We start from the raw sequence: 14,243 nt of genomic DNA on the forward strand, positions 1-14,243 counted from the left end.
GTACAGGCCATGTCAACCACATCCGCCGCAGGCGGTTCGCCGACCGCCGCCGTCCAGGTCCGGGGAGTCTCCAAGCGGTACGGGGACCGCCAGGCCGTGGACGACGTCTCCCTGGAGATCCACCGGGGCGAGTTCTTCGGCCTCCTCGGCCCCAACGGTGCGGGCAAGTCCACCCTGATCGAGATCATGGAGGGACTGCGCCGGGCCGACGCGGGCACGGTCGCCGTCTTCGGCGAGTCGCCCTGGCCCCGCAACACCGCACTGCTCCCCCGGCTCGGCGTGCAGACCCAGAGCTCGGCGTTCTTCGTCCGGCAGACCGCCCACGAGCATCTGCGGACCGTCGCCGCGCTCTACGGGGCGCCCCGGAGCGCCGTCGACGCCACCCTCGACTCCGTGGGCCTCACCGAACAGCGGGGCATCCAGGTCGAGAACCTCTCGGGTGGTCAGCGGCAGCGGCTTGCGATCGCCTCCGCGCTCGTCCACGGTCCCGAGCTGATCTTCCTCGACGAGCCGACCGCCGCCCTCGACCCGCAGGCGCGCCGCGCCCTGTGGGAGGTGCTCCGCGGCCTGAAGGCGGAGGGGCGCACCATCGTGCACACCACCCACCACCTCGACGAGGCGGAGGCGCTCTGCGACCGGATCGCCATCCTGGTGGACGGCCGGATCGCCGTGACCGACTCCCCGCACAACCTGGTCGGCGCCTCGCGGGCTCCGAGCCGTCTGCTGCTTCCCCTGGGCCGTCTCGACGAGGGACGGGCCGCGGCGATCGAGGGCGTCGAACGGGTCAGCGTCGAGGGCGGCTCGCTCGTCCTGGAGACTCACGCGTCCGGTCGTGTCCTCTCCGCCGTGGACAAGCTCGTCGGACTCGACGGCGTCCAGACCCGCTCCGCCAGCCTGGAAGACGTCTACCTCGACCTGACCGCCCGCCTCGCCGGTGCCGGACGGTCCGCCCACCCGCACGCCGAGACCACGGAGTCCTGACCATGAGCGCCTACGCCGCACTGACCGGGGCGGGCTACCGGGCCCAGGTCCGTGACAAGACCACCCTCTTCTTCACGTTCGCCTTCCCCCTTCTCTTCCTCGTCGTCTTCGGGCTGATCTTCCGCGGCCAGGCCGTCGAGGAGAGCGGCCTGTCCTACCTCTCGTACACCGCGTCCGGCGTGCTGTCCTGGGGTGTGGCGAACGCCGCCGTGTTCGGCATCGCCTTCACCCTCATGCAGTGGCGGACCGACGACATCCTGCGGCTGATCCGGATGTCCCCGGCGCCGCTCTCGGCCGTGATCGGCTCCCGCTACGCGATCGCGCTGGTCGTCGGCGCCGTCCAGTCGCTGCTCTTCGTCGGGGTCGCGATGCTGCCGGTGTTCGGCCTCGAACCGGCCCCCGGCTGGCCGCTGTTGATCCCGGTCCTGATCCTGGGCATCACCACCTTCCTGCTGCTCGGGGTGATCATCGGGTCCTTCGCCGACACGCCCGAGTCGGTCGCGGCCGTCGCCAACTTCCTGATGCTGCCCATGGCGTTCCTGTCCGGGTCCTTCTTCCCGCTCGACTCGATGCCGTCCTGGCTGCAGAACGTCTCGCTCGCCATGCCGCTGCGCTATCTCAACGACGCCGTGTCCCACGCGCTCGCCGGCCGCGGCGACTCCTCCGACGTGTGGGTGGGATGCCTCGGACTGCTCGTGTTCGCCCTGGTCTTCGGCGCGGTCGCGGTGAAGACCTTCCGCTGGACCAGGTCGTCGTGAGCGCCGCCGGGAGCACCACGGGCGGGACCGCGCCGCCCCTGCCGCTGGACGCGGCGCGGGCCGGCCTCCGGGCCGCGCTCGCCGCGCGTCTCGGACGGGACGTGCCCGTCGTCCCGGTCGGGGTCACGGACGCCGGCGCACCGCTCGGCGGCCGGGGAGCCCCGGATCCGTGGGCGGCCGAGCGCGCCGCCGCCCGCGTCCACCTCACCGCCTCCGCGGTGCTCGTCGGCCCCTGGGGCGGCGACGGCACCGCGTCCGCCTGCGGCCGCTGTCTCGCCCTGCGCTGGCAGCGGTTGCGCAGCCGCAGCGAGCGCGACGCGCTGGAGACCGGCGGTCCGGACGGGCCGCGCCCGGCCGGGGTGTGGCCGCTGCTCACCGACCATGTGTACGACGCGGTCGCGGCCCTCCACCAGGCGGTGCTCGACGGCCGCCCCGGCGCCGAGCCCGCCTCGTCGGACCCCGCCGACCGGGCGCTCCCGCAGGTGTCCCGTATCGACCTGACGACGCTCGCGGTCCGCACGTACCCGCTCCTCGCCGATCCGCTCTGCCCCGACTGCGCCCCCGACCCCGCCCCGGCCGGGCCCCGCCCGATGGCCTTCGCCGAGCGGCGGAAACCGGACCCGGGCACGTACCGGCTGCGTGCCGCGTCCTCGTACCCCCTGCCGCGCGAGGCGCTCGCCAACCCGGTCTGCGGCGCACTCGGCGGCGGCACGTGGATCAGCGTCACCTCGCCGACGACGGCGCCGGTCGCCGGGAGCGTCTTCGTCCGTGGTTACGCCGGTCTCAACGACGTCACATGGAGCGGCCAGGAGAACACCTTCGCCACCAGTCGCACCCTGGCCTTCCTGGAGGGCCTCGAACGGTACGCGGGAACCCACCGGCGCGGCGGGCACACCCCCGTGACCGGATCCTGGAACGAACTCCGGGACGACGCCGTCGACCCCGCCTCCTGCGGCTTCTACGATCCGCGCACCTACCGCGACGATCCGCTGGTCGACCCGTTCGACCCGGACCGCGCGATCCCCTGGGAGTGGGGCTGGTCGCTCCGCGACGCGCGTCCGGTCCTCGTCCCCTCCCGGCTCGTGTACTACAGCGCGGGTCTCGCCGCCGACAACTTCGTCTTCGAGTGCTCCAACGGCTGCGCCATCGGCGGCAGCCTCGAAGAGGCGGTCCTCGGCGGGCTGCTGGAACTCGTCGAGCGGGACGCCTTCCTGAACGCCTGGTACGGCGACGCCAGGCTCACCGAGATCGATCTGGCCACCGTCGGCGGCCGGACGTCCGCGGCCATGGCGGAACGTGCGGCGCTCCAGGGGTACGACGTCCACGTCCTGGACAACCGCATCGACCTGCCGGTCCCCGTGGTCACCGCGGTGGCCGTACGCCGGGACGGCGGCCCCGGCACCCTCTCGTTCGCGGCGGCGGCCTCGCTCGACCCCCGGTCCGCGGTGGAGGGCGCGCTGTCGGAGGTGCTCACCTACATCCCGCACCTCTCCCGCCAGACGCAGGAGCGGAGGTCCGAACTGGAGGCGATGGCCGAGGACTTCGACCTCGTCCGCCATCTGAAGGACCACGCGCAGCTGTACGGGCTGCCGCGGATGGCGGTGCACGCCCGGGGCTATCTGGAGCCCCTGGCGGTACGCCCCTTCGACGAGGTCTACCGGGACTGGGAGTCGTCCGGCCGGCCCCGTACGGACGATCTCCGGGACGACGTCCGGGCCGTGACCGACATGCTCGCGGGGGCCGGACACGACGTGATCGTCGTCGACCAGACCACCCCCGAGCAGGAGCGGATGGGGCTGTGCACGGTGAGCACCCTCGTACCGGGTCTGCTGCCGATCGACTTCGGCTGGAACCGGCAGCGGGCGCCGCTGCTGCCCCGGCTACGGACGGCCCTGCGCCGGGGCGGCCACCGGGCGACGGACCTGACCGACGCCGAGATCCGCCGGGTCCCGCACCCGTTCCCGTAGCCGAAGGGCCCGGCAGCGGCGCAACGGAAGGCGCCCGGTGTCCGAGGAACGGACACCGGGCGCGCCTCCGGCCGCGATCCGGCCGGTGGGACGTGGATCAGGCCGAGCAGGAGGTGGTGCTGGTGGTGGAGCTGCAGGTCGAGGTCGAGCTGGTGCTGGTGGAACCGGCGAGGACGACCTCGCTGGCGTCCGAGTAGTCGGAGATCTCGAACGTCTCGGCCTCGAGCTCGAGGATCTCGTCGGCGAGCGTGCTCAGGTCCTTGTTCATGGCGCCTCCTCTTGACCACGGTCCCGAACGGGACCGCCCGGGGGTGGGTACGTCTCCCATTCCACCGCCACCCGCTCACCGATCGGCATGCCTCCCGCACGCACATCGCTGGCACGCGACGCCAGCGGCACCCCTCCCTCCCTCTGGAGAGCCCCGTGAACCAGCCCCAACCCCCCGGCCCAGCCGCGGCGAGCCCACCCGAGCCCCTCGGCCCCGTCCTCGCCTCGGCCGGCGAGGCGCTGCGTCCCGCTCTCACCCTCTACCTGGACGTCCACCGGACCCCGGAGCTGTCCGGCGAGGAGCGCCGCACGGCCGGGCTCTTCGCGGACCGGCTCACGGCCCTGGGCCTCGACGTCACCCGGGGCGTCGGCGGCCACGGCGTGGTCGGCGTCCTGCGCAACGGCGAGGGCCCCCGGGTGTACCTGCGGGCCGAACTCGACGCCCTCCCCCTGGAGGAGCGGACCGGGCTGCCGTACGCCAGCGGGAACGGCGCGATGCACGCCTGCGGCCATGACCTCCACCTCGCCGCCGCGGCCGGGGCGGCGGACGTCCTGGCCCGCGGGGCCGCGCACTGGCGGGGCACCCTCGTGGTCCTCGGCCAGCCGGCCGAGGAGACCCTGACGGGTGCGCGCGCGATGCTGGAGGACGGTCTGTACGAGCGGTTCGGCAGGCCGGACGTCGTCCTCGCCCAGCACGCGGCGCCGCTGCCCGCGGGCATGGTCGCGCACGGCACCCCGCACGCTCCGATGACCGCGGCGAGCACGGCGCTCGACGTCGTCGTGCACGGGCGCGGGGGTCACGCGGGGACGCCGCACCTGGCCGTGGACCCGGTGGTGGCGGCGGCGGCCGTGATCACCCGGCTGCAGACGATCGTCTCCCGCGAGAGCGCGCCCGCCGACCAGCTCACGCTGACCGTCGGCACCCTGCGGGCGGGCACGGCGGTGAACGTGGTGCCGGACACGGCGGAGTTGGGCATCGGCCTGCGGGCGCTCACGGACGCGTCCCTGGACCGGGCGCTCGCGGCGGTGGAGCGCATCGTCCGGGCCGAGTGCGCCGCCTCCGCCTGCCCGCGCGAGCCCGAGATCACGGTCGTCTCCCGCACTCCGGCCCTGTGGGGCGATCCGGCCGCGACCCGGACGGTCCGCGCCGCCCACACCGGGCTCTTCGGTTCCGCCCGGGTCGCCGACTGGCCGCCGTCGCTGGCCTCGGAGGACTTCCCGCTGTACGGCGGCGCGGGCGACGCGCTCCACGGCGAGAAGGACGTCCCCCTCGTCTACTGGATGGCCGGCACCGCGAGCCCCCGCCAGTGGGCGGCCTCGGCGGGCCGGCTCCCGCCGAACCACTCCCCTCTCTTCGCGCCCGACGTGCGTACGGCCCTGCCGCCGGCCGTCACCGCGCTCGCGGCGGCGGCCCTCAGCACACTGGCGGGGCCGGAGATGCCGGGCCGAGCGGCTACGGGGTGACCGGGCCGCGCTCGTGCGGGATCCTCTCCCCGGCCTCGACCGCGAGGGGCAGCCGGTTCTCGGCCGGCGGCAGCGGGCAGGTCGCGAAGTCGGTGTACGCGCAGGGGAGATTGGTGGCGCGGTTGAAGTCGAGCACGACGTCGCCGTCGGGGCCGGGCGCGTCGATCCGCAGGCTGCGGTTGGCCGCGTACGTGGTGACGCCCGAGGTCGCGTCGGTGAAGAGCACCGTGAAGCCGCCGGGGGTGTATCCGTTGAAGGCGGTCAGGCTCAGTTCCCGGCCGTCGAGCCGGAAGGTGATCCTGCCCGGAGCGTCGTAGACGTGCCGCAGCCCCTCGACGGAGGCGCCGACGGTGGTCGGTCGCGGCTCGGCGAAGGGGACGTACCGGCCGGTGACGACCCAGCGCGGATCGGGCGCGTACGCGGGTGTCCCGGCGAACGCTACCCGCAGCGGGTGGCCGGGGCGCCTCGGCCGGACGATGTGGTGGCCGCCGCGCTTGGCGACCTCGATCACGGTGTCTCCCCAGACGGCGTCGACGCCGCCGCGCTCCGGGATGACGCCGAAGTCGTACCGTCCACGGACGACCGTGCCGTCGACGACGAGTTCGGTCCCCTCGTCGAGTTCGACGGTGACGCTGTCGGGTCCGGTCGACCAGAGCCCGGGGGCGTCGGTGACGCGCTGCGGCTCGTCGGTGAGCCAGTGCAGGCCGGTGATGGCGAGGAAGCCGTGTTCGGCGGCGAGCCGGGCGTCCTTGTCGCGGTGCCACTCCTCCCAATCGGCGGTGAAGGCCTTCGCTCCGGAGTCGGCGTCGACGCCGGCCTCGGGCGTGGGAACGGGGACGTTGCGGGTGGTCATGGGTCCTCCTGATGTCGTCTGCGCGTCGCGTGCGGGGCTTGCACCGAGGCCGCTCGCGCCCGCCCGTGCCGACGGGGCCCGAAGGGCCGGTCGGAGGGTGACGCTCAGGGGTGCGACGGGGGCACGGTGGTCGCGCGGGCGACGGCCGGCTGCCGGGACGAGGGCCTCGGGGTCAGCCGGAACAGGACGTGGTCGTGACGCGCACGTAGTCCACGTGTCGGCGCGTCACGAGCAGGGTCATACGGCCAGCAAAGCACAACTGCCGTGCTCCGGACCAGTGATCCCAGGTTCTGGATCACCGGTCCGGAGCACGGCACGCACCGCTCGGGCCGGACCCGGCCTGATCGGCAAGACACCCCCTAGCGGCCCTGGAGGGCCTTCACCTTGTCGCCGAACGTCCAGCCCTTCGACCCGTCCCAGTTCGCCGACCAGGTCATCAGGCCCTTGAGCGCCCCGCCGTAGTGGTTCCACGCCTGCGCCACGAGCGACGGCGACATGTGGCCACCGCCCGCGCCCGGCTGGGCGGGGAGGCCGGGGACCTGCTTGTCGTACGGCACCCGGATGGTGGTGCCCTGGATCACGAGGCCGCGGTTCAGACAGTCGGTCTGCGCGACGAACCCGGCGACGGTGCCCGCCGAGTAGGAGTCGCCCGAGCATCCGTACATGCTGCCGTTGTAGTACTGCATGTTGAGCCACCACAGGCGCCCGTTGTCGGCGTACTTCTTGACGATGGGCAGGTACGCGCCCCAGATCGAGCCGTAGGCGACGCTGCCACCGGTGACGTACGCGGTCTCCGGCGCCATCGTCAGTCCGAACCCGGCGGGCATGCGGGCGAGGACGCCGTCGATGATGTGCACCAGGTTGGCCTGCGACGCCGACAGGGTGCCGATGCTGCCGCTGCCGACGAGACCGGTCTCGATGTCGATGTCGATCCCGTCGAAGTTGTACGTCTTCAGGATGGGCACGATGGTCGCGATGAACCGGTCGGCGACGGCACGGGAGTTGAGGTCGATCCCCGCGGCGGCTCCGCCGATGGACATGAGGAGCGTCGCCCCCGCCGCCTTGGCGTTGCACATCTGCGCCGGGGTGGAGACCCGGACGGTGCTGTCCATGCCGTCCGCCCACAGCACCGTTCCGTCCGAACGGATCACGGGGAAGGCGGCGTTGATGACGTTGTAGCCGTGGGCGGCGAAGCGCGGGTCGTCGATGGGCGCCCAGCCGAAGGGCGGGTGGACGCCGTTGGCCGCGCCGTCCCAGTTCTCCCAGTAGCCCTGGAGCACCTTGCCCGCGGGCTTCTGCTTGAGGGCGCAGGTGTCGGCCGCCGCGGCGGACGGCGAGACCACGGCGGCGGACGGGGCGGCCACGGCGGCGGGGGCCGCGAGGGCGGCGGCTGCGAGCAGGGTGGCGAGACCTGCTCCGAGGAGACGAGCGATCCGGGGCGCTGGCATGCGTGCTCCTGGGGACGTGGGGGTGGTCCTAGGTGTGGCGCGCGCTCCAGCAGACCGTAGGTTGGTCCAGACCATTCGTCAACCACCCTCGCGGGCACGGGTGTTGCCGGTCCCCGTCAGCCCGTCAGGCCGTGTGCAGCGTGAGGCCGTAGCGGCTGAGGATCTCGTTCACGGGCTGGAACCAGGTCTCTCCGCCGGTCGAGCAGTTGCCCCAGCCGCCGGACGTGACGCCCTGGGCCTGGTCGCCGCTGATGAACGCACCTCCGGAGTCACCGCCCTCCGCGCACACACTGGTCTTCGTCATCTGGTGCACCGCGCCCTGGCTGTAGTTCACGGTCTCGTTCTTGGCCAGGACGCTGCCACAGTGCCACTTGGTCGTGGAGCCGGAGCGGCAGATCGACGCGCCGACCGGCGCCTCGGCCGAGCCCTTGACGAGCCGGTCCGGTATCGCGCCCCAGCCGAGCACCACGGGCACCGTCCACCAGCCGCTGTGGATGCTCACGTACGCGTAGTCGTTCCCGGGGAACGAGGAGCCCTGGAAGGTACCCATCGCGGATCCGTCCCAGCCCCGCACCGCCGCTCCGGCCCCGCCGCAGTGCCCGGCGGTGACGAAGCCGCCGTGCACGGAGAAGCCGATGGAACAGCGGACGTTGCCGGTGTAGTACGGGTCGCCGCCGACGGTTCCGGCGGCGTACGTACGGGGCGCGGTCGCCGTTTCGGCGACGGTCACGGGCCCGGCCCCGCGGGCCCGCTCGACGAAGGCCCGTACGGCGGGGGCGTTCCGGTCGGCGCGGACGACGGTGACGACGACGCTGTTGGAGCGGGGGTCGACGTGCCAGCCGGCGACACCGCTCGGGGCGGAGCGGGCGTCGAGCCGCGCCTTGGCCCGGTCGAGCGCGCCGGCGCTGTGCCGGACTATCCGGGTGTCGGCACCCAGCGCCTTGACCTCGGCCTCCTCGTCGCGGTCGGTGAGGGCGACCACGAGCCGTCCGGAGCCCGCGTCGAACCAGGAGCCGCCGTACGAGCCACCGGCGGCCTTCCTGGCCTCGGACTCGACGCGGGCCGCGGTGCGTTCGGCCGCCAGCCGTTCCTCGGCCTGCCGCGCGGTGAGCCCGAGGTCCTGGCGCATGGCGTCGAGGAGTCCCGCCGAGGAGGTGGGCGTGGTAGTGGGGACGGCGCTCGCGGGCATCGCCTGGGCGGCGCCGAGTCCGACGGTGAGCAGCAGGGCCGCGGCGGCGGCGCGCAGGGCGGACGTACGTTTCACAGGAGCCTCCTAGTGGGGGGCAGACACTGAGAGCGCTCTCAGGCGAGCGCGCACGTCACCGTATCGACAGTCCACTTGTCAGGTCCAGACCACGATCGGCCATTCGAGCCGGAGGGTGATGGGGGCCGAATCGCCGCAATCTCTTCCCGCAACCGCCTGCAAGATCTTGCCGACCGGCGTCACGGACTGCTTGACTCGCCTGTGATCACGGGCAGTTGAGCCGCCCCACGCGCACGAGAGGAACTGTGATGAGCAGTCGGTACGACGTCCTCGTCCTGGGCGGGTCGGGCGTCGACACGATCGTGTACGTGCCCGAGCTCCCCCTCCCGTACGCCGACAGCTACATGATCCGGCCGGGAATCGAGACCCGCGCCGGGCAGACCGGCGACTTCGTGGCCCTCGGCCTGAGCTCACTGGGCCTGCGGACGCACCACATCGACCTGATCGGCGACGACCCCTCGGGCGACCTCGTCCGGGCCTTCCACCGCGACCGGGGCATCGGGTTCACCGAGGTGCCCCTGCCCGGCGGGACGAAGCGGGCCGTCAACCTCGTCGGCCCCGACGGCCGCCGGCTCTCGCTCTACGACGACAGCCGCTCCCGGGAGTCCGACCGGCTGCCCGATGAGCTGCTCCGCCCCCTGGCCTCGGCGAGCCGGCACGCCCATGTCTCGATCACGTACCCCTGCGCGTTCGCCCTTCCGCTGCTGCGCGAGGCGGGCCTCACCCTCTCCACGGATCTGCACGACTGGGACGGCGAGAACCCGTATCACGAGCCCTTCGCCTACGGCGCGGACATCGTCTTCGTCTCGGCCGCGGCCCTCACGGACAGGGAGCGGACCATGCGCCGCATCCTGGAGCGGGGCCGGGCGGAGGTCGTGATCGCCACCGCCGGGGCCGAGGGCGCCTCCCTGTTGACCGCCGCCGGGCTGGTCCACGTACCCGCCGTCACGCCCCGCGAGCCGGTGGTCGACTCCAACGGCGCGGGCGACGCCTTCGCCGCCGGCTTCCTCTTCGGCCGCCTGACCGGCGAGGACCTCGACCGGTGCGCGCTCTACGGCGCGGTGGCGGGCGCCTACGCGTGCACCGTGCCGGCCACCGGCAGCGACGCCATCGACCGCGCGCGGCTGCTCGACGAGGTCGCCGCGGCGCGGGGCTGAGCGGGAACGCCCGGAAGGGCCCGGTCCGTCGCGCGACGGACCGGGCCCTTCGGTACCCACCGGATCAGCCGGCTCAGACCCGGTCGGCAGCGATCAGGACGTACTGGAACGAGCCGTCCCTGTAGGAGTTGATGAACGCCTCCTCGATGCCGGTGACCAGGGACGACGTGGCGCGCAGCTCCCAGTAGGGCAGGGTGTCCGGCGTCAGGTCGATGACGGCCTGCGGCACGAGACGGTTGTCGGCCATCGCGCGCAGGTACTCGCGGCGGGAGTGGATGTTGCACTCGAAGTGCGCGTTGATCTGGGAGACCCACTTCGAGGGCTGGCCGTACCGCGGGTTCCAGCAGCCGGTGATGGTCACGTAGCGGCCGCCGACCTCGAGGAAGCGGGAGTGCTCGGCGAAGAGGTCGTCGAGGTCGACGTACATGCTCGACTCGTTGTTCCACGAGGCGGCGATGCTGCCCTTCTCGAACGGGGTGTCCAGCATGTTGCAGACCTGGGCATGGACGTGGTCGTCGATGCCGAGCTCCTTCGCGCGCTTGTTGCCGAAATCGGCCTGCGTGGAGGAGAGGGTGACGCCCTCGACCTTGCAGCCGAAGCGCTGGTGGGCCATGACGCTCGAACCGCCGCGGCCACAGCCGGCGTCCACGAGCGTGTCGTCACGCCCGATGGCGCCGAGGTTGTCGAGGAGGACCTCGGCCTGCGCGGACTCCAGCCGGTGCAGTTCGGTGATCAGCTTCTTCTCGTACTCGCTGTCCTCGCTGTCCCCGAGGGCGGCGTGGTCGACGGCGCCGATGCCGTAGTGGTGGTGGTAGAGCCCGTCGACGTCGCCCAGGCGCAGGTTGACGGGCCTGGCCTCGTCGTTCCAGTAACGGGCGATGTCACCCTGGTACGGCGTCGCCGGGGACGGGACGAACGCGGAGGTGCCGGTGACGGTGGTGTACTCGGTGCTGGTCACAGATAATCCATTTCTTACCAGAAATCGGGCAGGCTGTAGCGATAGGTGTTGGTCTGGTGCCAGTAGTGGTTGCCGTCGACCCACACGGCCACGCCCCGCAGGAAGCGCTGGACGGCCGGGACGGGGCAGGCCGCGGCGAGGGCGGCGGCCTCGGCCTCGAAGTCGCGCATCAGGTCGTTGTGGACCTCGACGGCCTTCAGATAGCCCTCGCGGTCGGAGACGCCTTCGCGGTCGGCGATCACCACGGGCAGGTTCAGGTGGTTGCCGGGGCTGTCGAGTTCCTTCATGTACGAGTACAGGTCGTTCACGATGGTGGTCGCGTTCCCGGCGAGCGCGAGGACGCGCTGCATGGCCGGCTGGGCGTGCAGGTCCGCGGGGAGTTCGTAGCCGCCGACGGTGTCGGTGATGGTGGGGCAGGGGCGGAAGTTGTTGAACTGGCGCATCGCCAGGTACTCCCACACCTCCGGCATGTGGTCCGTCTCGGCCCAGGCGGCCTCGGCGAGGTAGCCCATGTGCAGCCGGGCCATGTCGTGCCGGAACCGGTCGGCCTGCGAGGGGGTCGACTGGTTGACGAAGTACTCCATGGCGGAGCGGTAGGCGCGCCGCGGGGCGTCCGCGTGGAGCGACTCCGCCCACAGCGGCTGGTACTCGGTCGTCGTGTGGAGCGGGTCCAGCGCGGTGTGCGCGAGGAGGAGCCGTCCGCCGAGGCCGATGGGCGAGCCGCCGTGGTCCTCGCAGTAGCAGTCGTCGACGGCGTTCTCGGCGACCATCAGGCGCGTGGCGAGCATCAGGTGCTCGACGGTCGGGGCGTCGGGGTGGCAGGCGACCATGTAGCGCCCGACGGAGAATCCGTCGAACTCGCCCTCCCAGTCCTCGGGGTAGAGCTGCACCTCGTCGAGCGCCCAGGCCTTGATCCTGCGGCTGACCTCGTCCACCCGTACGGAGTCGGGTTCGGGTACGGGGTGGAAGTAGAGGCCCGGGATCGGCCGGCCCTCCACCGGTGCCGCGGGCGCCGGGGGTTCCGGCAGCTCGGGGACCGCCGCGCGCCGGGCCAGCGACAGTGCTGCCGTGCCGAGGCCGGTGGGCCCGGGCAGGGCGAACCCCGGCGCGGGTACCGGCGGCGCGGTCACGGCGGCGCCGGCCGGCGACGCGGGAGCGGCCACCACGGCTGGAGCGACGACGGACGCGTCGGCGACCACGGGCGCGGTGCCGGGCGCGGAAGCGACCACGGGCGCGGTGCCGGCACCGGTCGCGGCGGCGGCCACGGCCGTGAGAGCGGCTGCCCCGGCCGTTTCGGTGGGAGCGGCCGCCCGTCCGAGGACATGGATCCCGAAGTGGGCGGCGGCGGTGGGCAGGCTCGACTGCAGAGGGGAAGGCCCGGGTTCGGGCATCCGTGACTCCTTGGTGAGGGTGATGGGCTGTCCGGGGTCCCGGGCACGGTCGGCCGGCCGGCCCGGGACGATCCGGACCCGTCGCGGCCGTCGTGGCGGCCGCGGGACAGGCCCCAGGGGGTGTCCGGCGGATCAGGGTCGGATAGGCCGCGGCCCCGGCCATGATCCGTGGGACAGGCCCTAGTGCCTGCGGGCGATCTCCACGTTCTCCAGCACGCCCAGCGCGTTCGGCACGAGGATGGCGGCGGAGTAGTACGTGGTGACGAGGTACGACATGATCGCCTGCTCGCTGATGCCCATGAAGCGCACCGAGAGGCCGGGCTCGTACTCCTCCGGAAGTCCGGTCTGGCGGAGGCCGATGACGCCCTGGTTGTCCTCGCCGAGGCGCATGGCCAGGATCGAGCTGGTGTTCTCCTTGGTGATCGGGATCTTGTTGCAGGGCAGCAGCGGGACTCCGCGCCAGCTCAGGACCTGCTGACCGTCGAGGTCCACGGTGCCCGGGTTGAGGCCGCGGGCGTTCCACTCGCGGCCGATCGCGGCGATCGCCCGGGGGTGGGCGAGGAAGAGCTTGGTGCCGCGGCGGCGACAGAGGAGCTCGTCGAGGTCGTCCGGGGTGGGCGGGCCGGAGTGGGTCTGGATCCGCTGCTTGAAGTCGGCGTTGTGGAGGAGGCCGAACTCCCGGTTGTTGATCAGCTCGTGCTCCTGGCGCTCGCGCAGCGCCTCGATGGTGAGCCTGAGCTGCTCCTCGGTCTGGTTCATCGGCCCGTTGTAGAGGTCGGCGACCCTGGTGTGGACCCGCAGGACGGTTTGGGCGACGGAGAGTTCGTACTCGCGCGGCTTGAGCTCGTAGTCGACGAAGGCGCCCGGCAGCGCGACCTCGCCGGTGTGACCGGCCGACATCGCGATCTCGGCCTCACCGTGCTTGTTCTGGCGCTGCAGCGGGAGTGAGCTGAACTCCTCGATGTGGGCCTGGAGGGCCGACGACGAGGCGAGTACCGCGGCGAACTCGGCGCGGGAGAGGGTGAGCAGCGTGCCGGCGGTCTCGGCGGTGGCGGTGTAGTCCCATCGGGCGTCGGCGTCCAGCAGGGCGTTCTCGCCGAAGCGGTCGCCGTCGGCGAGCACCGCGACGGCCACCTCGTCGTCGTACTTGCCGAGGGAGGTCTGGTTGATGCGTCCGTGGGCGACGAGGTGGATCTCCTCGGCGGGGGTGCCGCGCGTGACCAGGACCTCGCCGGCACCGAAGTCGCGCTGGACGCACCGGCCGGCCAGCGCGTTCAGCACCTCCTCGTCCTCGAAGCCGCGCAGCAGGGCGAGTTCGCCCAGCTCACGGGGGATCACCCGGACGTGCGCCCCGTCCTGGACGAACTCGATGCGCCCGTCCCCGACGGTGTAGCTCAGCCGGCGGTTGACCCGGTAGGCACCGCCCTTGGTCTCGACCCAGGGGAGCATCCGCAGCAGCCAGCGGGAGCTGATCTCCTGCATCTGCGGGGCGGACTTGGTCGTGGTGGCGAGGTTCCGGGCAGCGGCGGTACTGAGGCTGGACTGCTTCGGGGTGTCCTGCTGTGCTTCCGGGCTCGTGTCAACGGTCATGGGGCGGGCTCTCCTTCGCAGGGGGGTGGTGACCGGCACACGGGTGCCCCGGTCAGTGAGGGAGGAGGAAATCGAGAACGCAGTGAAGCCGGTGAAGACAGGGAAAAGCGGTGAAAGGGGAGAAAGAAGGATGAAGCTCTGGGAA

General features: G+C 72.6%; 12 protein-coding genes. 5 read left to right on the top strand and 7 right to left on the bottom strand.

Annotated elements, in window-relative coordinates; genetic code table 11:
* The first annotated feature begins 9 nt into the window (after positions 1–9).
* Genes E0F75_RS04100 through E0F75_RS04110 form a run of 3 tightly spaced genes read left to right on the top strand, consistent with a single transcriptional unit; the run spans position 10 to position 3,706 of the window.
* Complete coding sequence (locus E0F75_RS04100) at positions 10–981, top strand: ABC transporter ATP-binding protein (protein ID WP_374115366.1); 972 nt, start codon at positions 10–12, stop codon at positions 979–981.
* 2 nt (positions 982–983) lie between these two features.
* Positions 984–1,739, top strand: a complete 756-nt coding sequence (locus E0F75_RS04105) for an ABC transporter permease (protein ID WP_187621084.1) — start codon at positions 984–986, stop codon at positions 1,737–1,739.
* A complete protein-coding gene (locus E0F75_RS04110; protein ID WP_229312491.1) occupies positions 1,736–3,706 on the top strand; it encodes a TOMM precursor leader peptide-binding protein in 1,971 nt (656 codons plus the stop codon). Before E0F75_RS04105 ends, E0F75_RS04110 begins: the two co-directional genes overlap by 4 nt.
* A 97-nt stretch (positions 3,707–3,803) precedes the next feature.
* Here E0F75_RS04110 and E0F75_RS04115 read toward each other — a convergent pair whose 3' ends face one another.
* Entirely contained in the window at positions 3,804–3,974 is a 171-nt protein-coding gene (locus tag E0F75_RS04115) for a thiazolylpeptide-type bacteriocin (protein ID WP_030757923.1), read from the bottom strand.
* A gap of 155 nt (positions 3,975–4,129) precedes the next feature.
* On the opposite strand from E0F75_RS04115, the gene E0F75_RS04120 reads away from it, so the two are divergent.
* Positions 4,130–5,437 carry an amidohydrolase gene (locus E0F75_RS04120; RefSeq protein ID WP_187621086.1) on the top strand — a complete coding sequence of 436 codons (1,308 nt, stop codon included), beginning with the start codon at positions 4,130–4,132 and terminating at the stop codon, positions 5,435–5,437.
* On the opposite strand, the gene E0F75_RS04125 is transcribed toward E0F75_RS04120, so the two are convergent.
* From E0F75_RS04125 to E0F75_RS04135, 3 genes are all read right to left on the bottom strand, one after another.
* Positions 5,427–6,290 carry a DUF1684 domain-containing protein gene (locus tag E0F75_RS04125; RefSeq protein ID WP_187621087.1) on the bottom strand — a complete coding sequence of 288 codons (864 nt, stop codon included), beginning with the start codon at positions 6,288–6,290 and terminating at the stop codon, positions 5,427–5,429. The genes E0F75_RS04120 and E0F75_RS04125 overlap by 11 nt on opposite strands.
* A 359-nt stretch (positions 6,291–6,649) precedes the next feature.
* Positions 6,650–7,738, bottom strand: coding sequence for a chitinase (locus E0F75_RS04130; protein WP_187621088.1), 1,089 nt, complete (start codon positions 7,736–7,738; stop codon positions 6,650–6,652).
* 124 nt (positions 7,739–7,862) lie between these two features.
* A complete protein-coding gene (locus E0F75_RS04135; RefSeq protein ID WP_187621089.1) occupies positions 7,863–9,002 on the bottom strand; it encodes a S1 family peptidase in 1,140 nt (379 codons plus the stop codon).
* Positions 9,003–9,250: 248 nt separating this feature from the next.
* On the opposite strand from E0F75_RS04135, the gene E0F75_RS04140 reads away from it, so the two are divergent.
* Positions 9,251–10,159 carry an adenosine kinase gene (locus E0F75_RS04140; RefSeq protein WP_187621090.1) on the top strand — a complete coding sequence of 303 codons (909 nt, stop codon included), beginning with the start codon at positions 9,251–9,253 and terminating at the stop codon, positions 10,157–10,159.
* Positions 10,160–10,232: 73 nt separating this feature from the next.
* Here E0F75_RS04140 and E0F75_RS04145 read toward each other — a convergent pair whose 3' ends face one another.
* From E0F75_RS04145 to E0F75_RS04155, 3 genes are all read right to left on the bottom strand, one after another.
* Complete coding sequence (locus E0F75_RS04145; protein ID WP_187621091.1) at positions 10,233–11,117, bottom strand: geranyl diphosphate 2-C-methyltransferase; 885 nt, start codon at positions 11,115–11,117, stop codon at positions 10,233–10,235.
* Positions 11,118–11,131: 14 nt separating this feature from the next.
* Positions 11,132–12,508: a family 2 encapsulin nanocompartment cargo protein terpene cyclase gene (locus tag E0F75_RS04150; RefSeq protein ID WP_229312492.1), complete on the bottom strand. Its 1,377-nt coding sequence runs from the start codon at positions 12,506–12,508 to the stop codon at positions 11,132–11,134.
* 180 nt (positions 12,509–12,688) lie between these two features.
* The gene (locus tag E0F75_RS04155; protein ID WP_187621092.1) at positions 12,689–14,098 is read right to left on the bottom strand and encodes a family 2B encapsulin nanocompartment shell protein; all 1,410 of its coding nucleotides are present in this window, start codon (positions 14,096–14,098) and stop codon (positions 12,689–12,691) included.
* Positions 14,099–14,243 lie beyond the last annotated feature (145 nt).

Origin of the sequence: Streptomyces sp. CB02980 (genome assembly GCF_014451325.2) — a bacterium.
In the GTDB taxonomy this organism is placed as follows: Bacteria; Actinomycetota; Actinomycetes; order Streptomycetales; family Streptomycetaceae; genus Streptomyces.

Coding starts and splice junctions, on each gene's coding strand:
- E0F75_RS04115 (WP_030757923.1), bottom strand. CDS start 3,974: ATGAACAAGGACCTGAGCACGCTCGCCGACGAGATCCTCGAGCTCGAG.
- E0F75_RS04130 (WP_187621088.1), bottom strand. CDS start 7,738: ATGCCAGCGCCCCGGATCGCTCGTCTCCTCGGAGCAGGTCTCGCCACC.
- E0F75_RS04105 (WP_187621084.1), top strand. CDS start 984: ATGAGCGCCTACGCCGCACTGACCGGGGCGGGCTACCGGGCCCAGGTC.
- E0F75_RS04100 (WP_374115366.1), top strand. CDS start 10: ATGTCAACCACATCCGCCGCAGGCGGTTCGCCGACCGCCGCCGTCCAG.
- E0F75_RS04150 (WP_229312492.1), bottom strand. CDS start 12,508: ATGCCCGAACCCGGGCCTTCCCCTCTGCAGTCGAGCCTGCCCACCGCC.
- E0F75_RS04140 (WP_187621090.1), top strand. CDS start 9,251: ATGAGCAGTCGGTACGACGTCCTCGTCCTGGGCGGGTCGGGCGTCGAC.
- E0F75_RS04155 (WP_187621092.1), bottom strand. CDS start 14,098: ATGACCGTTGACACGAGCCCGGAAGCACAGCAGGACACCCCGAAGCAG.
- E0F75_RS04125 (WP_187621087.1), bottom strand. CDS start 6,290: ATGACCACCCGCAACGTCCCCGTTCCCACGCCCGAGGCCGGCGTCGAC.